19 protein-coding genes and 4 pseudogenes are annotated in these 20,774 nt (G+C 69.1%); 2 read left to right on the forward strand and 21 right to left on the reverse strand.

Translation table 11 applies throughout. The features are described 5' to 3' along the window. The first annotated feature begins 236 nt into the window (after positions 1-236). Both AB0N07_RS41390 and AB0N07_RS41395 read left to right on the forward strand, forming a co-directional pair. Positions 237-2,000: a reverse transcriptase domain-containing protein gene (locus AB0N07_RS41390; protein WP_365844421.1), complete on the forward strand. Its 1,764-nt coding sequence runs from the start codon at positions 237-239 to the stop codon at positions 1,998-2,000. 103 nt (positions 2,001-2,103) lie between these two features. After that, positions 2,104-2,913, forward strand: a pseudogene (locus tag AB0N07_RS41395) (ISKra4 family transposase); the annotation flags it as partial. A 406-nt stretch (positions 2,914-3,319) separates the two neighbouring features. Here AB0N07_RS41395 and AB0N07_RS41400 read toward each other — a convergent pair. The 21 genes and pseudogenes from AB0N07_RS41400 to AB0N07_RS41500 all read right to left on the reverse strand — a co-directional run. Beyond that, positions 3,320-3,664 (reverse strand): annotated as a pseudogene (locus AB0N07_RS41400) (TnsA-like heteromeric transposase endonuclease subunit); the annotation flags it as partial. 2 nt (positions 3,665-3,666) lie between these two features. Continuing rightward, positions 3,667-3,936, reverse strand: a pseudogene (locus tag AB0N07_RS41405) (transposase); the annotation flags it as partial. 9 nt (positions 3,937-3,945) lie between these two features. Next, a pseudogene (locus tag AB0N07_RS41410) lies at positions 3,946-4,221 on the reverse strand (beta-ketoacyl synthase N-terminal-like domain-containing protein); the annotation flags it as partial. Between the two features lie 36 nt (positions 4,222-4,257). Next, positions 4,258-4,716, reverse strand: coding sequence for a MarR family winged helix-turn-helix transcriptional regulator (locus AB0N07_RS41415; RefSeq protein WP_365844423.1), 459 nt, complete (start codon positions 4,714-4,716; stop codon positions 4,258-4,260). A 40-nt stretch (positions 4,717-4,756) separates the two neighbouring features. After that, the gene (locus tag AB0N07_RS41420) at positions 4,757-6,112 is read right to left on the reverse strand and encodes a cytochrome P450 (RefSeq protein WP_365844425.1); all 1,356 of its coding nucleotides are present in this window, start codon (positions 6,110-6,112) and stop codon (positions 4,757-4,759) included. Positions 6,113-6,157: 45 nt separating this feature from the next. After that, complete coding sequence (locus AB0N07_RS41425; protein WP_365844427.1) at positions 6,158-6,862, reverse strand: SDR family NAD(P)-dependent oxidoreductase; 705 nt, start codon at positions 6,860-6,862, stop codon at positions 6,158-6,160. Positions 6,863-6,887: 25 nt separating this feature from the next. Next, entirely contained in the window at positions 6,888-7,571 is a 684-nt protein-coding gene (locus AB0N07_RS41430; protein ID WP_365844429.1) for a hypothetical protein, read from the reverse strand. Positions 7,572-7,627: 56 nt separating this feature from the next. Further along, the gene (locus AB0N07_RS41435) at positions 7,628-7,768 is read right to left on the reverse strand and encodes a hypothetical protein (protein ID WP_365844431.1); all 141 of its coding nucleotides are present in this window, start codon (positions 7,766-7,768) and stop codon (positions 7,628-7,630) included. Positions 7,769-7,774: 6 nt separating this feature from the next. Then, positions 7,775-8,365 (reverse strand): NAD(P)H-dependent oxidoreductase, encoded by a 591-nt coding sequence (locus AB0N07_RS41440; RefSeq protein ID WP_365844433.1) that lies wholly within the window; start codon positions 8,363-8,365, stop codon positions 7,775-7,777. Between the two features lie 58 nt (positions 8,366-8,423). Further along, entirely contained in the window at positions 8,424-9,653 is a 1,230-nt protein-coding gene (locus AB0N07_RS41445; RefSeq protein ID WP_365844435.1) for an MFS transporter, read from the reverse strand. A gap of 49 nt (positions 9,654-9,702) precedes the next feature. Further along, positions 9,703-10,470: an SDR family oxidoreductase gene (locus tag AB0N07_RS41450; protein WP_365844437.1), complete on the reverse strand. Its 768-nt coding sequence runs from the start codon at positions 10,468-10,470 to the stop codon at positions 9,703-9,705. Positions 10,471-10,511: 41 nt separating this feature from the next. Then, a complete protein-coding gene (locus AB0N07_RS41455; RefSeq protein WP_365844439.1) occupies positions 10,512-11,678 on the reverse strand; it encodes an FAD-dependent monooxygenase in 1,167 nt (388 codons plus the stop codon). A gap of 1 nt (position 11,679) precedes the next feature. After that, positions 11,680-12,657: an aromatase/cyclase gene (locus AB0N07_RS41460; RefSeq protein ID WP_365844441.1), complete on the reverse strand. Its 978-nt coding sequence runs from the start codon at positions 12,655-12,657 to the stop codon at positions 11,680-11,682. 65 nt (positions 12,658-12,722) lie between these two features. Continuing rightward, complete coding sequence (locus AB0N07_RS41465) at positions 12,723-14,222, reverse strand: FAD-dependent monooxygenase (RefSeq protein WP_365844443.1); 1,500 nt, start codon at positions 14,220-14,222, stop codon at positions 12,723-12,725. Between the two features lie 139 nt (positions 14,223-14,361). After that, entirely contained in the window at positions 14,362-15,528 is a 1,167-nt protein-coding gene (locus AB0N07_RS41470; RefSeq protein WP_365844445.1) for an acyltransferase domain-containing protein, read from the reverse strand. Between the two features lie 127 nt (positions 15,529-15,655). Further along, the gene (fabD, locus tag AB0N07_RS41475) at positions 15,656-16,603 is read right to left on the reverse strand and encodes an ACP S-malonyltransferase (RefSeq protein WP_365844447.1); all 948 of its coding nucleotides are present in this window, start codon (positions 16,601-16,603) and stop codon (positions 15,656-15,658) included. A gap of 96 nt (positions 16,604-16,699) precedes the next feature. After that, positions 16,700-17,485, reverse strand: coding sequence for a 3-oxoacyl-ACP reductase FabG (gene fabG / locus AB0N07_RS41480; RefSeq protein WP_365844449.1), 786 nt, complete (start codon positions 17,483-17,485; stop codon positions 16,700-16,702). Positions 17,486-17,554: 69 nt separating this feature from the next. After that, positions 17,555-17,824, reverse strand: coding sequence for an acyl carrier protein (locus AB0N07_RS41485; protein ID WP_365844451.1), 270 nt, complete (start codon positions 17,822-17,824; stop codon positions 17,555-17,557). An 84-nt stretch (positions 17,825-17,908) separates the two neighbouring features. Then, positions 17,909-19,123, reverse strand: coding sequence for a ketosynthase chain-length factor (locus AB0N07_RS41490; protein WP_365844453.1), 1,215 nt, complete (start codon positions 19,121-19,123; stop codon positions 17,909-17,911). Beyond that, positions 19,120-20,388, reverse strand: coding sequence for a beta-ketoacyl-[acyl-carrier-protein] synthase family protein (locus AB0N07_RS41495; RefSeq protein ID WP_365844455.1), 1,269 nt, complete (start codon positions 20,386-20,388; stop codon positions 19,120-19,122). The genes AB0N07_RS41490 and AB0N07_RS41495 overlap by 4 nt, the downstream gene beginning before the upstream one ends. A gap of 46 nt (positions 20,389-20,434) precedes the next feature. Further along, the gene (locus AB0N07_RS41500; protein WP_365844457.1) at positions 20,435-20,761 is read right to left on the reverse strand and encodes a TcmI family type II polyketide cyclase; all 327 of its coding nucleotides are present in this window, start codon (positions 20,759-20,761) and stop codon (positions 20,435-20,437) included. Between the last annotated feature and the right edge of the window lie 13 nt (positions 20,762-20,774).

The following is a 20,774-nucleotide window of genomic DNA, read 5'->3' on the forward strand; positions in this document are numbered from 1 at the left end:
TCAACCCGCCACCGAACGCGTCACCTACACCCTCCAGCTCCACCCACTCACACCACGACCGCAGTCATCCTGAAACGATCAAGGAAGCGACGTTGACCTAAGGGGCGCGAGCCCTACGGTGACAGAGGCCTCGTAGTAGTCGCAGGAGTAACGACCTGCCAAGGGTGACGGGAAGGCCGTCAACAGGGCGAAGGGGGCCAGGTGATCGGATATTCAAAGCCCGGGAGGTACGCGTAATGCAGACAGCCGAAACGGTACTGAATGTCCTCCGTGATCGCGGCAGGCGTGACCTGCCTTGCAACGAGCTGTATCGCCAACTGTTCAACCCGAGCCTGTATCTGCTGGCCTACGGGCGCCTGTACTCCAACCAGGGAGCAATGACGCCCGGGACCACAGGGGAAACCGCGGACGGTATGTCCATGGTCAAGATCGGGCGCGTCATCGACGCGTTGCGTCACGAACGCTATCGATTCGAACCAGCCAAACGGATCTACATTCCCAAGAAGAATGGGAAAGTAAGACCTCTTGGCCTGCCGTCCTGGACAGATAAACTCGTCGGTGAAGCAATCCGCCTCCTTTTGGAAGCGTACTACGAGCCACGTTTCTCTGACCGTTCACACGGTTTCCGTCCCCGCCGCGGCTGCCACACTGCCCTCACTGAGGTGGCAGAAACATGGGCGGGGACGACCTGGTTTATCGAGGGTGACATTTCCGACTGTTTCGGGAGTCTCGACCATAGGACGATGCTTACGATCCTCGGGGATAAAATTCACGATAACCGGTTCCTCCGGCTCATCAAACAGATGCTGCAAGCCGGATATCTGGAGGATTGGGTATGGAATGCGACGCTCAGCGGTGCTCCGCAGGGTGGCGTGGTCTCACCCATTCTATCCAACATTTATATGGACCGGCTGGACAAATTTGTCGAGACAGTGCTGATTCCTGAGTACACCCGAGGAAAGCGCAGGACGAACAATCCCGCGTACTTCAAGATGGCCCAGGCGATGTGGCGTGCTCGAAAACGCGGTGACCGAACCGTGGTGCGGGAGCTGTGGAAGCAGCAGCGTGGCCTGCCTTGTCGAGATCCACAAGATCCCGGCTACCGGCGGCTGCGTTACGTCCGATACGCCGACGACCACCTCCTCGGGTTCGCCGGACCCAAGGCCGAAGCCGAAGAGATCAAGGCTCGCCTCGCGGCGTTCCTGCGAGACGATCTCAAGCTGGAACTGAACGAGGGCAAGACCGTGATTACCCACGGCCGAACGAAAGCCGCGATGTTCCTCGGCTACGAGATCACCGTCCAGCACAGCCGCGACCGTCCAACGGTCAACGGAACCATCGGGCTGCGCGTTCCACGGTCGGTGATCAAGGCCAAGTGCACCGCCTACCTGAAGCGCGGAAAACCCGAGCGGCGTCCCGAGTTGATGAACCATGACGACCTCATGATCATCAGCAGATACGGGGCTGAGTACCGGGGTCTGATCCAGTACTACATGATGGCCGGCGACGTCTGGAGACTGAGCCGGTTGGAATGGGTCGCCAAGACCTCGATGCTCAAGACGCTGGCCGCCAAGCATGGTTCGACGGTGTCGAAAATGGCACGCAAGTACAAGGCCACGATCGAGACCCCACACGGACCACGCACCTGCTTCCAGGCCAGCGTCAAACGCCCTGGTAGGAAACCACGAGTCGCCCGGTTCGGCGGCATCCCCCTGAAAAGGCAGAAGAGGGCGGTCCTTATCGACCGCCGACCAGCCCCGGCCATCCGCCAAAACGAGTTGATTTCTCGGCTCCGGGCGGGCCGGTGTGAGTGGTGCGAGCAGAAGACGATGGTGGAAGTCCACCAAGTTCGGAAACTCGCCGACCTGACACAACCGGGGCGATCACAGCCCGCGTGGGCGCAGCTCATGGCCCGAATGCGCAGGAAGACCCTCGTGGTCTGCACCACCTGCCACCAGGCCATCCACGTGCAGCAACCCGCCGCGAAATCAACGGAATAGTCACTGGAGAGCCACGTGCATCGAAAGATGCCCGCGTGGTTCGGACCGGGGGCCGCCCGAAAAGGACCTGCACAAGCAGGCACCTCGCGGGCGGCCTACCGGTGTGGCGACCCTGGCCTGTGTCTTCGACGCGGATCCGGCCCCCCGCCGCCCGCACGACATCATCGCCCCGCCCGACGGGCGCAGCGGACAGCGTGAGCGCCGCAAAGGACCCGTGGCGCGAGCGAAGTGGCTGACCGCGTCCGTGGTCCAGGACACCGACCGTGTCGTGTGTGACGCCTTCGACCAGGCAGAAGACCGCGACCCACACCACCGACGCTGCTGGGTCGCGCTGGTCGACGGTGCCCGCCACCAACTCGACCTCCTGCACGCCGAGGCCGACCGCCGTGGCATCGAGCTCAACGTCCTGCTCGACTTCGTGCATGTGTCGGAGTACTGCTGGGCCGCTGCGCACGCCCTGCACCAACCCGGCACCCCCGAGGCCGAAGCCTGGGTCGGCGCGCAGCTGACCACGATCCTGCACGGCCAGGCCGCCCGCGCGGCCGCCGAGATGACCCTGAAGGCCGACCAGGCCGGCCTTCAGGCAGGCAAACGCGAAGCGATCGACAAGTGCGTGCGCTACCTCACCGGGCACCTCGATCAACTCCGCTACGACACCGCCCTCCAAGCCGGCTGGCCCATCGCCACCGGCGCGATCGAGGGAGCGGCGCGTCACATCGTCGCCGACCGCTTAGAGATCACCGGCTCCCGCTGGGGCCTGCCCGGTGCCGAAGCGATCCTCCGCCTCCGGGCCCTGATCGACAACGGCGACTTCGACACGTACTGGACCTACCACCTCCACGCCGAACACGACCGCCTCTACCCCGCCCCGGAAACAAGCCCTGACCAGCACAACTACGCCCTCACCGACTGACCGGCACTCTTCCCAGAGAACGAGCTACACCCATATCGACACCGCCCTGTACTGGACCGGCGCAACCCCCACCCGCCAACAACGACATAACCCCGCCCACCGACAGCCCCCGGCCACACAGCAGACCGCTGACCAGCACAAACCCGCACCAGCCCTTTAGATACCGGAGACCATCACCAACACCACACCACCGTTATCAACCAACCACGAATAACCCCAGGCCAGACGCCCCGCCCACCACCGCTAAGCACCCCCCGAAAGCACCTACTCCCTTCTCAGAAAACCCTCAACACCCCAGCTCACACCCCACCCACCGCATCAACTATCAACCCCGCAATCACACCTGGGACAAGACGATGTCGGCGGGCCGTAACCCGCACCGACTGGCCAGGTGGTAGACGATCATCTGGCGGAAGACCTCCCGCAGCCGGTCGGCAACCGGGCGGTGCAGGCACCGCGGGTGCCGGTAGCGCGACAGCCACCGCACATTCGCCAGCAGCACCGCCTCCGGCGTCCCGACCCGCTCGAACCCCCACCCGGCCTGAGCGCAGGCCAGCCGCGTCACCTCGAACGCTTCCGCGTCCTTCGGCTCGATCCGCTCATCCGCGCGGACGTCGATGACCGCCGCCGAGCCATCCGCGTGGCGGGCGAAGTAGTCCGGGGCGTGCCGACGTTCTCGTTCGCCGTCGTGCCAGTGCAGCCAGAACGGCTGCGAGGCGATCCCCGTCACCTTCGGGTCGAAGTCCAGGACAGATGCGCGGAGATCTCCCCGTGCGTCAGCCCCTTCGCCGACAGCGACAGCACCATCTCGTCCACCCCGGACAGGCGCCGCTGCCGCTTCTTGAGGATCTGCGGCTCGAACGAACCGGCCACGTCCCGGGGGACCTTGACCTCGACCGGTCCGACATCGGTCAGCACCGTCTTCGCACGCGTCCCGTTGCGGGAGTTGCCGCTGCCCCTGCCCTCGGCGTCGTGCTTCTCGTATCCGAGGTGATCGGTGATCTCGCCCTCCAGGGCGCCCTCGCGGGGCGAGACCTCGAAGAACGCGGCGTCGAACATGTCGATGTCGTCGAGGAAACCGCCACGCGAGGTGATGATCTTGCCGGGTGCGTTGCGTTCCGGGTCGTGGAAGGCGTCGGCGTTCCAGCGGGCGGACGGCGTTTCACCGATCATCTCCCGGCCGTCTCGCAGAGCGGCCCAGAAGGCGGCGAGGTCGGGTGCCCCGGGCAGGCGGCAGGAGAGGCCGACCACGGCGATCGGGGAAGCGGGATCGGCGCCGGCCCGCGGGTCCGACAGGTGCGGTGACATGGTGATATCCCCTGTGATGAATGCGGGAGTGCCGGCTCAGTGGAAGTCGGCGTTGCCGCCGACGTTGCGGATCATCCGCCGCAGCACTTTCACGGTGGTGATGTAGTCCTTGTCGTCGATACCTTCGTGGATCTCTCCGAGCACCTTCGGCAGCAGTTCGATCAGCTGCCCACGCATCTCCCGGCCCGGCTCCGTGAGCTGGAGGCGTCGGCCGTCTGTGAGGGTCAGATGCCCGGAGCCGAGGAGGTCCTGGGCCGCGGGCAGCACGGTGTCCACGGCGTCCACGTATGGACGGGTGTGACGCATGCGCTCGATCAACTCGTCCTGGGTGAGGCCCTCCTCGGTCTCTCCCACGCGGTAGAGGGTCCACCAGTGCGGCTGCCTGATGCCCAACTCGCCGAGCCGGCGGTTGATATGCCCTTCGATCACCTCGCGGGCCGCGAGGGTCCAGTAGCCGACGGGTTGCTTCGTCAGCTCGGCGTCCGTGAATTCCACTGCCTCATCCTTGTCTCCGGTTGATGGGTCACCGCGGTGCTCACTGCCCCGTCTCCCGCACGGTGGCCACGACGGGTCCTGCGGGCTGGAGGGTGAACTGAGCCTGGGGGTCGGTCTTCTCGTGTCCGACGTCCAGGTGGAGTCGCTGGGCGATCGTGGCGAGGACGACCACCGCCTCGACCATGGCGAAGCGCACCCCGAGGCAGGTGCGGGGGCCGCCCCCGAAGGGGTACCAGGCGTGGTCGGGCACCTTCGGCTCGGCGTTCTCGTCCCAGCGTTCGGGGCGGAACGTCTCGGGGTCGGTGAACCAGCGCGGGTCGCGGTGCGTCGCCCAGGGGCTCGTCCAGACCATCGTGCCCTCGTCGATCGGGTGGCCCGCGATCGAGGCGCCGGTGTCGGCGACGGCGGTGACGACCCACACCACGGGGAAGACCCGCAGGCTCTCCTTGATCACCTGCTGCGCGTACCGCAGCTCCTGGTAGTCCTCGTAGGCGGGGGTCCGGCCACCGAGCACCCTGTCCAGTTCCTCCGTGAGCCGTGCCCGCACCTCCGGGTGGTGCGACAGCAGATACCACGTCCAGGTGAGTGCGGTGGCCGTCGTCTCGTGCCCGGCCACATACAGGGTGACGGCCTCGTCGCGCAGCTCCTTGGCGGTCAGGGCCACACCGTTTTCGTCGCGGGCCGCCATCAGCCGGCTGAGCAGGTCGTCGCGTTCCTCGCCTGCCGCCGCGCCCTCGGCGATCAGCCGGCCCACCTCCGCGTCGATCTGGGCGACGGCCGCCCTCAGCCGGCGGCGCCCCGGTGTGGGAACCCAGGGCGGCAGCATCCCCGTCACTCCGTGCAGCTCGGCGCCGATCTCCTGCTGGGCGATCTCCATGGCCGTGCCGATCACCGCCTCCCGGCCCGCGCTGTCGGCGCCGAACAGGGTGCGGACGGCGATGCGCTGGGTGAGCGCGGCCATCTCCTGCCGGACGTCGACCCGGTCTCCGGGCTTCCACCGCTCGGCGGCCTGCGCGGCGCACTCGGCCATGGTCGCGGTGTAGCCCCGGACCTGACGCGGTCGTACAGCCGGCTGGACGAGAGCGCGTTTACGGCGCCAGTCCGCGCCCACCGTGTTGATCAGCCCGTCGCCGAGGAGGAGTTTGAATCCCCAGGCCCGGTCTGCGTGCCGGAAGGTCGTTTCGACGCCGCCCAGCAGTTCCTGGATGTCGTCGGGCCGGAACAGGAAGACCGCGGGGGTGCGGCCGACCCGCCAGTCCACGATGTCCCCGTGGCCGCGCAGCTCTTCGAAGAAGGTCAGCGGGCGTTTGGACAAGAACGGGAGATGACCGAGCAGCGGAAGCCCGCGCGGGGCCCGGACCCGGACCGGTGCGGTGGAGCTGGTGGTGGTGTCCATGTGGGTGTCACCTCGGGAGTCGGATGGCGGATGGGGTGGGCGTCGTCACCAGGGGACGACGCCGCGGGAGTCGAGAAAGCCGCCCGTGGTGTCGTCCGTGACGGCGGCGGCCGTCCGGACGATGATCTCCGCGCCCTCCTCGACGGTCCGGGTGCCCTGATGCCCGTTGATGTCCGTGGCGGTGAACCCGGGGTCGACCGCGTTGATCCGGATGCCGGGGAAAGCCTTGGCGTACTGCGAGGTGAGCATGTTGAGGGCGGTCTTGGACGACGTGTACGCGGGCAGGACCAGGGCCGATTCGAAGCGGTCGGGATCGCTGGTGACGGCGAGGGATCCCATGCCGCTGCTGACGTTGACGACGGCTGGACGCTTGCCGGCCAGCAGCAGCGGGAGGAAGGCTCGCATGACGCGGACGACACCGAAGACGTTGGTGTCGTACACCTCGATCATGTCCGCCGCGGTGATCTCGTTCGCTTCCTTGTAGGTTCCGCCGACGCCGGCGTTGTTAACCAGGACGTCCAGACGGCCGCTCTCCCGTTCGACGAGTGCCGCGGCGGCCGCCACGGACTCGTCGCTGGTGACGTCGAGCAGCAGTGGGCGGGCGCCGATGGCCGAGGCGGCCTCCTGTCCGCGCCGCGCGTCGCGGGCCCCGAGGTAGACCGTGTGTCCCGCCGCCACGAGCGAGCGGGCCGTCTGGAGTCCGAGGCCCTTGTTGGCGCCGGTGACCAGCGTGATACGTGTTTCTGTCATGGTGACCACCTGTCTGTGGAAGGGCTCAGCGCGGTGCGGACGGGGCGGTGAGGCTGGTGTGCAGGCGGTATCCGCTGCTGCCCACGCAGGGAGTGCCGGGGCTGCCCAGGGCTTCGAACACCTGGCGCAGTGCCCCGCCGGCGAGGAACTCGGCGTGCGCGGCGGGCGAGACCCATCCGGAGAGGTTGAGCATGCGGGCCCCGTCACCGCTGACGTGGAGGTGGCCCGAGACCGCGCCGGGGGCCGTGTGGGCGCCCGCCTCGGCCTCCAGGGCCAGCGCCCGGTCCATCCAGGCGTGGGTGGCCTCGCGCCCGGTGGTTCGGAACGCGTCAACGGAGAAGAAGGCGGGCGCCGCCGTGTGATCGGCGACCGTGCTGCGGTGCACCACGTAGTCGACCGACGGGTGGATCCGGACCGTGTCCGCGAGTCCGGCCGTCGCGCGGGAGAGGGAGGCGTCGTCCGCGGGCGCGGCGTGCGGCGTGGCGCCGGGCTCCCACTGCGCGTAGAGCAGCAGCAGGTGGTCTTCGAGACTGGTGAAGCAGGTGAGGGAGAGCAGGCCTTCGGGCCACGGCGCCGCCAGCCAGTGGTCGGCGACGGCCTGGGCGGCGGCTGTCCGGCCCTGCGCGCTCCCGGTCTCGACGACGGTGACGAGGACCGTTGCCGCATCGGGACGGCCGAGGTCGGGGGCCGGGTCGGTTGCTAGCGACATCTTTCACTCCACACGAGGGCTCGCGCAACGATGAGGACTTGGGGCGTGGCGGCGGGTCAGTCGAAACCCCGGCAGACCGAGGGTTCGTCGAAGTCGTCCTCGTTCTCGCCGGCCAGCAGCCACATCGGGGGGGGCTTCCGGGTGACCGTCTCGGGCGCGCGTTCCGGACGGGGAACCGCGGTGGTCTCCTCGGGCACGGCGGGTCAGGCCGCGTAAGGGCGGCGGGCTCTGGCGTCCCGCAGCGCCGTCGCCCACCAGAGGATCTGGTCGAGCATCGTCTTGGCGGCGGCGCTGCAGCCGTCGGCGTCCCGGGGGTTGCCCTCCTCGTCGAACGCGGCCTCTCCCCCGTGGAAGCTGACGGTGTCGCGAACGGTTACGGCGTGCAGCTCGGCGAAGACCTGCCGCAACTGCTCTACCGCGCGCAGCCCGCCGCCGACACCTCCGCCGTGGCTGACGAAGCCCACCGGCTTGGCCCGCCACTCGGTGAGGTGCCAGTCGACGAAGTTCTTCAGCACTGCCGGAAAGCTGTGGTTGTACTCGGGCGTCACCACGACGAACGCCTCGGCGTCCGCCAACCGGTGACCGGTGATCGCCAGTTGCTCCCTGGCCCGAGGAGCCGGGTCGAGGACCGGTCCGTCCACGGGCAGGGAGACATCGGCCAGGTCGATGACGTCCAGCGCGAGGTCCGCACGCACGAGTGCTTGCTCGACGAACCAGGCGGCCACGGTGGCGCTGAGTCGCTGGGGCCGGGTACTGCCCGTGATGACGGCGAGTCGAACGGGTCGGTCGGACATGGCGATCCTTTCAGGGACAGGGGTGGGGGAACCGAGGAAGCGGCGCGGAGAGCCGGTGTCACCGCCCGCCGGCCGGTGCGGGTCGGCGCAGCGGACCGCTGAGCGCCAGGAGCAGCCCCGCGGCCGATACGGCGACGACCAGCAGCAGGGCCGACCGGTAGCCGTCGGCCCTCGCCAGCAGTGCGGTGACCGCCGGTAGCAGGGCGACGGCTCCGAGCTGCACGGCTGTCTGGAACACCTGGGCGGACCGTCCCCGCGTCCGGGGCGTGGCAGCGGACACCGCCTGCACGTTGAGAGGTGCAAAGGAGAGGGCGAGACCGATCCCGACCAGGAACACCGCGGGTACCAGCCACGCGCCGAGGCGGGCCGGCTCCAGGTGCCACAGGCACAGGGCGTAGCCGGTCAGCGCCGCCGTCGCGCCGAGCGCGATCGGCAGCCGGGTGCCGAACCGGGAGATGAGGCGTGGCGCGAAGAAGGGGCCAGCCACCAGCGGCAGACAGGTCGGCAGGCAGATCAGCGCGGCCTGCCAGGGCGGCCGGCCCGCTGTGGCCTGGAGCCGCACGTTGATCAGGAAGAGCAGGCTCATGAAAGTTCCGTTGAGTGCGGCGGCTCCGAAGGCGGAGCGCAGCAGCAGGCGGTCGCGTACCACCTCGCGGACAGGCACCGACGGCTGCGGCGGGGCCGCGATGTCGCGGGGGAGCCTTCGCCGGGCGATCACCAGGAGGAGGACGACCACCGGTACGGGCACGAGCAGGGGCAGTCGCCAGCTCACGCCCGTGAGCGCCCCGGCGAGCAGGAGCCCGGTCGTGGACCCGGCCGCGCCGAACAGTGCGTAAACGGTGACCGCCTGACGCCGCCGAGGCCCTTCCGGGAAGGTGCTGCCGATGATGGCCAGGCCGACGGGGGCGGTGAGCGCCGCACAGCATCCTTTGGCGACCTGGGCTGCGGTCAGCACAGCGCTTACCGCGGCCAGCCCGGCGATCAGGGCGGCCATGAGGTAGCCGACGAGAGCCGCGAGGAAGACTCGGCGCCTGCCCCACCGAGCCGTGATCCGGCCCCCGAGGACCAGGCCGAGGGCGAATCCGGCCGGGAACCCCGCCAGCACCCACAACTGGGCCCACAAAGGGGCTGCGAGCGCCGTGCCGGCCGAGGGCAGTACGACCAGGACGGTCGCCAGCTCCAGGCTGTCGATGAGCATGTTCGCCGCGAGCACGAAGAGCAGGGACCACTGGTGCCGGTCCAGGCTCGGCGGGGAGTTCACGGCGTTCGTGGACGTGGGAGCGGGCATGGGGGAGCCACCTCCGTTCGATGCGGCGCGGGAGCAGGGGGGGCGGGCGCTAGCCGAGGAGAGTGCCGCCCGTGGCGTCCAGGAAGGCACCGGTCACCCAGCGGGCCTCGTCGGTGGCGAGGAAGACCACCACGTCGGCGATGTCCTTGGCGTCACCCACCCGCTTGAACGCCGACAGCTGGGCCATCTGCTCCACGGCTTCGGGGATGTCGAAGATCTCGCTGCCGTTGTTCGTGATGCCCGGGGCGACGCTGTTGACGGTGATGCGCCGCGGGGCGAGGTGCCGCGCGAAGTGCAGGGAGAGCTGCTCGATGGCGCCCTTGGTCATCGCGTAGGCGGTCTGTGAGGGGTTCGCGAACCTGGTCAGGCCGGAGGAGATGTTGATGATGCGGCCCCCGTCGGGGATGAGGCCGAGGGCACGCTGGGCGATGAAGAAGGGTGCCTTGGCGTTCACCGCGAACAGCTTGTCGAACTCCTCGGGTGTCACGTCCTCGGGTGCGGTCCCCATGGCCGATGTCTCCCCGGCGTTGTTGACCAGGATGTCCAGGGTGGTGTGTCCCGTGCGGTCCTTCAGACCCTTCTCCAGGCCGAGGAAGAGCTCGTGGATGTCGCCGGGCACGCCCAGTTCGGCCCGCAGGGTGAAGGCGCGTCCCCCGTCTTTCTCAATGAGTTCGACGGTCTCCTGGGCGGCCTGCTCGTCGTGGGCGTAGTGCACGGCGACCAGAGCGCCTTCCTGGGCCAGGCCGACGGCCGTGGCCCGGCCGATGCCCCGGCTGGAGCCGGTGACGAGTGCGGTCTTGCCGTTGAGCTTCTCCATGGGTGGTCTCCTCGGTGTGTGGCGTGGAAGGGGATACGGGGTCAGGAAGGAGTGGATGCGGGCCGGACGGGCAGGCCGACGATGGTGCGGGCGAGATGTCCGCGCACCGCGTCGAGGCCCAGCAGCTCGCCGAACACGGTGCGCAGGGCGTCTACTTCCGGCCCGCCGAGCAACAGCCGGGCCTGCGCCGCGATGTGGGTCAGGGTGCGGGCGCCGACGGCGCGGCGCTCGTCGTAGTCGTCCAGCGGGCTTCGGTCCTCGGCACCGGTGGTGTGCGCGGCGAGGATCGGGCCGAGCTCTGCGGCGTCCTGTAGACCGAGGTTGAGCGCCATGCCGCCGACCGGCATCTGGATGTGGGCGGCGTCCCCGGCCAGCAGGACCCGGCCGATCAGGTAACGCGTCGTCTGGAAGGAGGCGTCGTCGAAGGCGTTGAGCCACAGCGGGCTGCCGCCGCTGATGTCCTCGCCGGTCGTCCTGGCCCAGGCGGTCACGATCTCGGCGAAGTCCGGTTCACCGCTGCGCGGTTCGGGCGTGTGGCCGTGGAGGTGCACCATCACCCTCGTCGTTCCGTCCGGCCACCGGTACGACGTCGCCATTCCCTCCGGGTGCCGCTCGAAGCGGCGGTCGGGGATGTCGAGCCCGGCCACGTCGGCGCGGAGCATCTCGACGGTCGCGGCATGTCCGCCCAGCTCGAAGCCGGCGAGGCGGCGGACGGCGCTGTCCTCGCCGTCGCACCCGACCAGGTGGGTGGCGGTGAACGTGCGCACCGCCCCGTCCGCCGTCCGGGCGGTGACACGTACGCGGTGCTCTTCCTGGAGCAACCCGTCGACGGTGTGGCCACGCAGTACCCGGGCGCCGAGGTCGGTGGCCCACTGGTGGAGCACCGCCTCGATCCGGGTCTGGGGACACTTCCACTGGCCGGCGAGGGGGTGGCCGGGGTCGGCCGCGGTGAGGTCGAGGGGGATGCCGCCGAAATGCCCCGTACCACCGCCGGGCAGTTCGCCGAAGCGCTCCAGGAGTCCCCGCTCCGCGAGGATCTCCATCGTGCGGGCGTGCAGGGTGGATGCCCGGGACTCGGTGGTGGGCCGGTCCAGCCGCTCCAGCACCGTCACCCGGGTACCCCGGGCCCGCAGGTCCCCGGCCAGGAAGAGGCCGACCGGACCGGCACCGACCACGATGACGTCCGTGTCCTGCGCTTCGGCGGTCATGTCAGCGCCGCGCCTCTGCGAACTGCTTGGCCAGTGCCAGGGTCGCCCTGCTGTTGGTGCCGAGCGCGTCGCGGATGACGGTGCGGGCCCGTGCCAGGTCGGCGTCGGGGCCCAGCAGCTCGGTGATGCGCTCTATGTTGATGACGACGGTGTGCTGGGAGACGGCCGTGGTCACCCCGCTGTCGTCCTCGGAGAGCCGCCACTGGCCGGTGTGCAGCAGCATCAGCGGGGGCAGCGTGGTCTGCTTGTAGGCGATGCGCTGATGCGGAAGGCAGACACGGATGGACTCGGTGGTATGGGACTCCCCGCTCTTGGTGAGCGTGTCCATGTTGAGCACCTGGAGTCCCGGGACCGTCTCGGTGAGCCGCACCCGCGCCACGTGCGGCAGCCGGTCCGTCCACGACCGGGCCTCGTTGAGGAAGTCGTAGACGTCCTTCACCGAGCCGTCGATCCGCACGCCGTCCTCGAAGGACAGGACGGGTGAGAGGGGTGCGTCGCTGTCGTCCGCGGTCCGTTCACCGGACACCAGCAGTTCCGCGTTGCGTTTGAGAGCGCCCAACTCGGAACGGCTGTTCGTGTCGACCGCGCGGTCGATCCAGGCGAGTTTCTCCGGGTCGTCGTCGACTGCGCGGTAGTGGTGCAGCAGCCGTACCCGGGACTCGGTCTCGCCGAGCGGCTCGATGATCCACGTGCCCCCCATGGTGGCGACCGGGTCGCTGGAGACCTCTTGGCCGAACTCGATACGCAGGCTGGCCGGGTCGAGGGTGCGGTGGGACGTCCAGTGCTTGGCCTCGCCGTTCGCGGTGGCCCAGATGCGGACGCGCTCTTCGCCACCGGAGAGCTTCTCGGACTCCGCGTGGACGGTCGGCGGAAACAACTGCGGCCAGTTCTCGACCTCCGCGATGAGGCGGTACACCTCCGCCGCGGGCGCCGCGACGGTGATGTCGTGTTCCACCTCGCGGAGCTTTCCGTCGTCCATCGTCATGTCCTTTCGTACAGGGAGCGGGTGTGCGGCCTCACGGGCCGGGCACGTGAGAGCTGTGGTCACGAGGGACGGGTCGGGCCCGGCATGCCGGCTGCCGGCGGGCCGAACCAGCGCGCCAGTGCGGAGCGCAGGTCCGTGTGCGAGCCCGGCGCGGTCCAGCAGATGTGGCCGTCGGGCCGCAGCAGGAGTGCCGAAGTGCCGGCGAGGGGACTGTTGTCGGGCAGTGCGGATGCGTCGGCCGTGACGATGTCGATGCGGGCCGCCCAGCCGCCGGCTCTGCGGCGGAGGTGATCGTTGCCGGTGAGGTCCAGCAGCACGCCCCGCCCCGGCCGGAGCAGTTCGGTGCTTCCGGTGCCGCGGGTGCCCACGGTGAGGTCGAGGTGCGGCATCCGCAGGCCGAGGAGAGGGTGGCTGCCCCCGCCCATGTCGTAGCGGATCTCCAGGCCACTGACCATGGCGGCGAGATGCCGGCGCACCTCCTCGTGGTCCATCAGTTCCGACAGGACGTCACGCAGGGGCTGCATGTCGTCGCCGCCGAGGATCAGCAGCCCCTGGGCGCGCGCATTGGTCAGCAGCCGTCGGCCGACCGGATGGCGCTCCTCGTGGTAGGTGTCGAGCAGGTGCTCGGGGGCGGTGCCGCGGACCACGGCGGCGAGCTTCCAGCCGAGGTTCACCGAGTCCTGGATGCTGGTGTTCATGCCCTGTCCGCCGGCCGGCAGGTGGATGTGGGCGGCGTCCCCTGCGAGCAGCACCCGGCCGCGCCGGTACTGGGTCACCTGGCGGGCCGCGTCCGTGAAGGCGCTCACCCAGACCGGTTCCCCATCCGATATGTCCACGCCTGTCAGACGTTTCCAGGCGTCGGCGACCTCACTGAACTCGGGGCGCCGCGTCCGGCTCCGCAAGGGAGCGCCCCGCTCGCTGAGGATGACCCTGCTGACCCCGCCGCCCATCGGGGCGGACATGGCCATCCCGCCACGGACGGACGATCCCGCCACCCGCCGGGGCACCTCGACGCCGCGGATGTCCGCGAGCAGCAGTTCGGCGGTCGCCTCGCTGCCGGGGAAGTCAAATCCAGCGGCTTTGCGCACCCTGCCGCGGCCACCGTCGCACCCCACAAGATAGGAGGCGCGCAGGACGTGTTCGCCCTCCGGGCCGCGCACCCGCACCACCACCGAGTCCGTCAGGTCGTCGAGTTCGAGGAACTCGTGCCTACGCCGGATGTCGGCACCCAGCTCGGTGGCCCAGGACTCCAGCACTCGTTCGGTGACCGACTGCTGGACGACCTTGGCCGCCTCGTGCCGTCCGTCCAGGCATCCGAGATCCAGCGGTAGTCCACCGAAGTGCCCCATGGTGCCGGTCTCGATCTCCCCGAACCGGGGCAGCAGCCCACGCTGGTCGAAGACCTCCATGGTCCGTGCGGTGAAGCCGAGCCCGCGCGACTCACCGGAGGGCTGGGCCAAACGCTCCAGGACGATGACACTCGACCCGGCCAGTCGCAGTTCACCGGCGAGCATGAGCCCGGACGGACCGGCTCCCACCACAATTACTGAAGCATCCACAGGACCCTCGCAGCTCGGTTGGATTACTGAATTCGCGCAGAATGATGCGACGGAAGGTTTCTCGCGGGGATGATCAAAGCTTTCCCGAGGCCGTCGACTTGCGTCAAGAAGGGATTCACAGAGGAATATCAACTCTGTGTCATCTATGTGTGCGGGCATTCATGGCCAACAGACGTTCGAGTGCTTCCCGCCACATTCGGCCCGCGTCGCCACGTTCATCGGGCAGGACGTGTACGACCTCGCTCCGCCCCTCCCGCACCGCGGCATGCCGCAGCGCGGGAGCCGACAGAGAGCGGCCGGGGCCGGTCTCCACCACCGTGCGAGGTCCCTCGTCCAACAGGTTGGCGAGCGCCGGCCAGAACAGCACCGGCTCGGCCAGCTGGCGGGCCCAGAAGGCGGGGTCCACGGCTTCCTCCGGTCCAACCGGTCGCGCGGTCCTGGACGACTGGACCGGAATTCTCGGCAGCCCGAGACTCTCCCGCGCCACAGCTTTCTCGAACTGGCGCGCCACCTCGTCCATGACCGGCGAGTGGAACGGCTCCACCGCCCGGACCCGACGGCTCGTCAGCCCCTGGGCGGTCAGGTCCTTCTCCACTCGGGCCAGTTCCCCGGCGGGGCCGGCGAGGACGGTCTGCCGGGGCGCGTTGACCGCGCCGACCGCCACCCCCTCGGCCGCGCATCGCGCTCCCAGCAGATCCAGCACCTGGCCGTACGGCGCGGCGACGGCCAGCAGGCCACCGGGCGGGGCGGCGTCCAGCGCACGACACCGCGCCGACATGATCCGCGCAGCGGCCTCCAGGTCGAAGACACCCGCCAGCGTGGCCGCGGCGAGTTCCCCCACACTGTGACCGAGCAGCACCGAAGGCCGTACGCCCCGGTCGCACAGCAGCCGTCCGACCGCGTAGCCGATGACGAACAGCAGAGGTTGGGCCCGCCGACCCGAATCGACGGGCAACCGGGGCGATTCGCTCAGCCAGTCGCTCCTGGTCTCCTTTCCTTCGGGACCCATCATTTCGAAGAACTCGTCCACGATCGCGGCGAAATCGGGCTCGCTCTCGTAGAGTCCCACCGCCATACGCGGATGTTGCGCTCCCTGTCCGGGCAGCAGAAACGCGAAAGGACGTGGTGCCATGACTGGAACTCCTGCCATCGAGTCAGCGGGACGAAGTGCGGGTCGGCCGGACATCGCCGTGCTCGCGGCACCTCCCGCGCACGGGCCGAGCGCCACGCCGATCTGCCGGATCACTCGCTCGCCGTGGTGGTGCGCCGGACGGTGCTGCCGTAGCCGGAAGGATGCGGACGTCATGGGCGTGGACGACGACCGTACGGTCCTCCACCGTGCCCCGGCCGGTGATCACATCCTCCGCGTGCTGCGCCTCGGTCGCCTTCTCGTCCGGGCCCCGCGGGATCGCTTTACGCGGCGCGCTCAGGGGTCAAGGCTTCAGACAGGCGTTCACGGCCGCCTTCAGTTGTGTCACGTCGTTCGTACGGTGGACGGTCGCCTCGGGAACGATGCGGCGGCACAGGCCGCCCAGCACCTTGCCGGGGCCGATCTCGACGAAACGGTCGAATCCGTCGGCCGCCATCCGTGACATCACCGTTGTCCAGCGCACTCGCCCGGTGAGTTGACCAGCCAGGCATTCGCGAGCGTGGGCGCCACCGGTGACGGGCGCTCCGGTCGTCCCGGAATAGACGGGGACCACCGGGTCCCGGAACTCCACCTCGTCCAGTGCCGAGGCGAACTCGCCCTGGACACCGCCCATCAGACTGCAGTGGGCGGGGCCGCCGATCTCCAAGATCACGATGCGGTCCGCGCCGGCGGAGCGGACCAGGGCGAGCAGGCGGTCCACCGCGGACGTCTCGCCGGACACCACGACCTGGGTCGGCGCGTTCTCGTTGGCCACCGACACGGTCTCGCCGGTCTCGGCCGCGGCCCTGGCACACAGGTCCTCGACCACCGGCAGTTCCAGGCCCACCACCGCGGCCATCCTGCCCGGTACCTCGGCACAGACCCGGTCCATCAGTTCGCCGCGGACCCGCACCAACTTCAGCGCGTCGTCCCATCGTAGTACGCCCGCCGCGACCAGGGCGGTGAACTCGCCCAGACTGTGCCCGGCCAGGGCCTTGGGCACGATGCCGTGCAGGGTCATTACGTCCCATGCGGCCACGCTGGTCAGAAGCACCACCGGCTGGGTGATCGGCATCTCCTTCAGGGCGTCTGCAGGGCCTTCCCAGCACAGCTTGGACAGCGGGATGCCGAGGACGGAGTCCGCTTTCTCGTAGTAGGTTTCCACCAGGTATGGCCACTGCCGGGCGAGTTCCAGCCCCATACCAATCCGTTGCGAGCCTTGGCCGGGGAAGAGGAACGCGGTCGTGGTCATGGCTGATCTCCCTCGGGTGAAGGTGGGGGCATGGGCGGGCCGACGGTGTCGGGTCGGCGTGCGGCGCCCGTGCCGGTAGTGGTTCGGCGAGGACGATCAGAAGTTCCCGAGGCCACCGCAGACGTTGATGGCCTGAGCGGTGATCGAGGCCGCGGCTTCCGACGTGAGGTAGCCGACTAGGCCGGCCACCTCCTCGGGGGTCGAGTAGCGGCCCAGGGGGATCTTCGCCTGGAACCGCTCCAGGACGGCCTCCTCCGTGGTGTCGTACGCCGCGGCATACCCCTGGCGGACCCGCTGCGCCATCGGTGTCTCGACATAGCCGGGGCAGACGGCGTTGACGGTGATGCCGGTGGGGGCCAGTTCGTTGCCCAGGGCCTTGGTGAAGCCCACGACCCCATGCTTGGAGGCGGAGTAGGGCGCGGCGAGCACCACGCCCTGCTTACCCGCGGTGGAGGCGATGTTGATGACGCGCCCGCGGTTCTTGTCGCGCATGCCTCCCCGCGTCAACACCTCGCGGGTCATCCGGAAGACACTGTTGAGGTTGGTGTCGATGACATCCGCCCACAGTTCGTCCGAGAGTTCGGCGGTGACTCCGCCGCCGCTGCGGCCGGCGTTGTTGACCAGCACGTCGACGGTGCCGAAGCGGTCCACGGCGGCGGCCACGAAGTCCCGCACGTCCGAAGGCGACCTGACGTCACAGGCAGAGCCCTCGGCCTCCAGCCCCTCGGCGGAGAGCGACTTGACGGTGGCGGCCACCGATTCCTGGGTTCGGGAACAGATGAACACCCGGTATCCAGCCGTGCCGAGGACGCGGGTGACGGCCAGGCCGATGCCGCTGGTGGCACCCGTGACAAGGGCGACGGGACGTGGTGCGTTGGTCATGGTTTCTCCATGGGGTGTTTCCGGGGAGCCGACGGCGATGCGCCCGACGGCGTCCGACGAGAGAGCGGGTCAGACCTTCCCGAGTGCCTGGATCTGCTGGTTCACCGAGGTCACCAACTCGCCGAGGGTGGCGGCGTCCAGGATCGTGGAGTCCTCCAGTTCGAGTCCGTACTCCCGTCCGATGCGTGCGCCGGTCTCCAGCGCCGCCAGCGAGTCGTAGCCGAGTTCCTCGAACGACATCTCGGAGATGTCACCGGTGACCGCCGTCTCGTCGTCGGCGCCGGCGCCTTCGAGCAGGATGCGGCGGAGCATGTCGATGGTGAACACGTCAGCGCTCATGGTGTGTCGTCCTCTTTCCTGTTCCTGTTTTGTGGACTTTTCCGTCGGGATCGACGGGGGGTGGGCCCGCCTGCCGGGCAGTGCCTACGGGGCTTCGCGGATCACCATCGCGGAGTTGAAGCCGCCGTATCCGCGGGCGATGACGAGTGCGGTGCGCACGGTCGCGGAGCGAGGTGTGTCCACGACAAGGTCGAGACCGTGTGCGTGGTCCGGACGCACGTTGACGGTCGGTGGGATCGTGCTGTCCCGGATCGCCAGCAGCGCCATGGTCACGTCCAACGAGGCCGCGCCGGAGTACAGGCGCCCCGTCATCGTCTTGGGCGCGGTCACGGGCACCGCGCCGGGCCCGAAGACGGCGCGGATCGCCTCGGCCTCGATCCGGTCCAGGGCCGGTACGCCGGACGCGTCCGCGAAGACCACATCGATCTCGCCGGGCTCCGCCCCTGCCTCGGCCAGAGCGAGGCGTACGGCCCGCTCCAGACCGGGCGGACGACCGGTGCCGGGCGCGGGGTCCATGGTGGTGCCGTAGCCGGCGATGCTGCCGTAGATGCGGGGCGCGCCCCGATCGCGAGCATGGGCAGCGTCCTCGACGACCACCAGCGCCCCGCCCTCGCCCGGGACGAAGCCGCACGCCTCGCTGTCGAAGGGCAGGTACGCGCGGTCGACGTCGGTTCGTGTGCTGAGTGCGTCGGAGGCGAGCTGCGCGGTCCATCCCCAGGGGCAGAGCGAACCGTCGATGCCGCCCGACACGACGTATTTGCTGCCCTTGCGGATCAGCCGACGCGCCTGGGCTAGGGCGTCCAGCCCGCCGGCCTGGTCGCTGACGACCACTCCGCTGGCGCCGCGCATGCCGTGCCTGATGGAGATCTGACCGGTGTTGACGGCATAGAACCACGCGTACGACTGGTAGGCGCTGACGTGTTTGCTGCCGTGGGCCCAGAGGTTCTGCAGCTCACGCTGGCCGAACTCGAAACCGCCACTGGAACTGGCGGTCACCACACCGGCGTCGTAGTCGCCGAGAGCCGAAGGCGTGGTGCCGGAGTCGGCGATCGCCCAGTCCGCGGCCACCAGCGCGAGCCTCGTCATGTGGTCCGTCTGCGGGATGAGCCGCCCGGACAGATGCTCCTTGGCTTCGAAACCCGGCACCTCTCCGGCGAGCCGCGCCGGGTAGCCGCCGGCGTCGAAGCGCTGGATCTCGGCGATGCCGCTGACGCCGGACAAGGTCGCCTGCCAGAACTCCTCGGTGCCGAGCCCGTTGGGGGCCGTGACTCCGATGCCTGTCACCACTGCCTCGCTCATGCCGTCCTCCCCGTGGGGCGCGTGAGCACCATGGCGCTCTGGAAGCCGCCGAAGCCGCTGCCGACGGTGAGTACGGTGTCGGTCGTCCACTCGCGTGCGATGAGCGGCACATAGTCCAGGTCGAGATCCGGGTCCTGGTGGTGCAGATTGGCCGTGGGCGGCACCACGTTGTTGTCGATGGCGAGCGCGGACGCGGCGATCTCGATGGAACCGATGGCGCCGAGCGAGTGCCCGATCATCGATTTGATCGAGCTGACCGGAATGTCGTAGGCGTGCGCGCCGAGGGATGACTTGAACGCGGCCGTCTCATGCCGGTCGTTCTGTTTGGTGCCCGAGCCGTGGGCGTTGACGTAGTCGACGGCGGTCGGGTCGAGCCTCGCCTCGTCCAGGGCCGAGCGGATGGCCTCGGCCATCTCCACGCCGTCGGCCCGCAGACCGGTCATGTGGTAGGCGTTGCACCTCGTGGCGTAGCCGACGATCTCCGCGTAGATGTGGGCGCCGCGGCGGCTGGCACTCTCCAACTCCTCCAGGACGAATCCGGCCGCTCCCTCACCGAGGACGAACCCGTTGCGGGTGGCGTCGTACGGCCGTGAGGCGTGGGCGGGGTCGTCGTTGTAGGTGCTGGTCGCCTTGATCGCGTCGAAGCATGCCACGGTGATCGGTGAGATCGGGGCCTCCGTCGCCCCGGTGATCATGATGTCGGCGTAGCCTTCGCGGATCATCTCGACGGCATGCCCCACGGAGTCGATGCCGGAGGTGCAGCCGGTGGAGACGACCGTGCTCGGTCCCTCGGCCCCGGACGACCAGGCGACCTCGGTCGCGAAGGAGCTGGGCACGAGATAGCCGTACAGGTGCTTCGCGACGTGGGTGTGGTCGACGAGATGGAGCCGGCCGTCGTCGCTGGCGACCCGGTACTCGTTCTCCAGGCCAACCGTGGCACCCACGGCACTGCCGATCGTCACCCCGACGCGATGCGGATCGACGTCGTCCATCTCCAGCCCGCTGTCGACGATCGCCTCCCTGGTGGCGACGACGGCGAATTGCGCGGCCCGGTCCATGCGACGTATCTCAGGAGGACGGAGTCCGAAGTAGCCCGGGACGAAGTCCACCTCGGCCGCGACGCGAGACCGGTACGGCGAGGGGTCGAACGCCGTGAGCGTCCTCGTCGCGGTCCTGCCCTCGGTCAGCAGGTTCCAGAAATCCTTGGTTCCCGCTCCTCCCGGTGCCAGGACACCGATGCCGGTGATCACTACACGACGGGTCATCGAACCTCATCTCTCGTCGGGATTGCCGCGTCCTGACCGGAGGACCTCACGCCGGCCGCCGCCAGTCGTAGAACCGGGTGGCCATCGCGTCGGAGGGGGTACGCCACGCCGGGTCGTACGCCTCGATGTAGGGCTTGAGGTCCGCGCTGATGCGCTGGAACCTCGGGTCGGTCTTGGCCGCCTCGATCGCCTCGCCGCCCGCTTCGGTCGCGAAGTCCTGCTGGTGGAAGTAGAGGCCCTTGTAGAAGAAGAGCTGCCTGCGGATCGTTCCCATGCGCCGCGGCATGTCCGTGGCGTCGAACGCCTCGAAGAGGGCGGCCACTTCCGGTGTCGACGCCGGGTCCATCCTGGCGACGATCAGCGTGCTGTGCATGCCTGTCTCCTAT

The organism is Streptomyces sp. NPDC051172 (genome assembly GCF_040682555.1).
GTDB lineage: Bacteria > Actinomycetota > Actinomycetes > Streptomycetales > Streptomycetaceae > Streptomyces.

Excerpts from the sequence above, each read along its gene's own strand:
- AB0N07_RS41490 (WP_365844453.1), bottom strand. The coding sequence starts at position 19,123 with ATGAGCGAGGCAGTGGTGACAGGCATCGGAGTCACGGCCCCCAACGGG.
- AB0N07_RS41430 (WP_365844429.1), bottom strand. The coding sequence starts at position 7,571 with ATGTCGCTAGCAACCGACCCGGCCCCCGACCTCGGCCGTCCCGATGCG.
- AB0N07_RS41425 (WP_365844427.1), bottom strand. The coding sequence starts at position 6,862 with ATGACAGAAACACGTATCACGCTGGTCACCGGCGCCAACAAGGGCCTC.
- AB0N07_RS41455 (WP_365844439.1), bottom strand. The coding sequence starts at position 11,678 with ATGACCGCCGAAGCGCAGGACACGGACGTCATCGTGGTCGGTGCCGGT.
- AB0N07_RS41445 (WP_365844435.1), bottom strand. The coding sequence starts at position 9,653 with ATGCCCGCTCCCACGTCCACGAACGCCGTGAACTCCCCGCCGAGCCTG.
- fabG (WP_365844449.1), bottom strand. The coding sequence starts at position 17,485 with ATGACCAACGCACCACGTCCCGTCGCCCTTGTCACGGGTGCCACCAGC.
- AB0N07_RS41495 (WP_365844455.1), bottom strand. The coding sequence starts at position 20,388 with ATGACCCGTCGTGTAGTGATCACCGGCATCGGTGTCCTGGCACCGGGA.
- AB0N07_RS41420 (WP_365844425.1), bottom strand. The coding sequence starts at position 6,112 with ATGGACACCACCACCAGCTCCACCGCACCGGTCCGGGTCCGGGCCCCG.
- AB0N07_RS41500 (WP_365844457.1), bottom strand. The coding sequence starts at position 20,761 with ATGCACAGCACGCTGATCGTCGCCAGGATGGACCCGGCGTCGACACCG.
- fabD (WP_365844447.1), bottom strand. The coding sequence starts at position 16,603 with ATGACCACGACCGCGTTCCTCTTCCCCGGCCAAGGCTCGCAACGGATT.
- AB0N07_RS41440 (WP_365844433.1), bottom strand. The coding sequence starts at position 8,365 with ATGTCCGACCGACCCGTTCGACTCGCCGTCATCACGGGCAGTACCCGG.
- AB0N07_RS41390 (WP_365844421.1), top strand. The coding sequence starts at position 237 with ATGCAGACAGCCGAAACGGTACTGAATGTCCTCCGTGATCGCGGCAGG.
- AB0N07_RS41460 (WP_365844441.1), bottom strand. The coding sequence starts at position 12,657 with ATGGACGACGGAAAGCTCCGCGAGGTGGAACACGACATCACCGTCGCG.
- AB0N07_RS41485 (WP_365844451.1), bottom strand. The coding sequence starts at position 17,824 with ATGAGCGCTGACGTGTTCACCATCGACATGCTCCGCCGCATCCTGCTC.
- AB0N07_RS41450 (WP_365844437.1), bottom strand. The coding sequence starts at position 10,470 with ATGGAGAAGCTCAACGGCAAGACCGCACTCGTCACCGGCTCCAGCCGG.
- AB0N07_RS41470 (WP_365844445.1), bottom strand. The coding sequence starts at position 15,528 with ATGACGTCCGCATCCTTCCGGCTACGGCAGCACCGTCCGGCGCACCAC.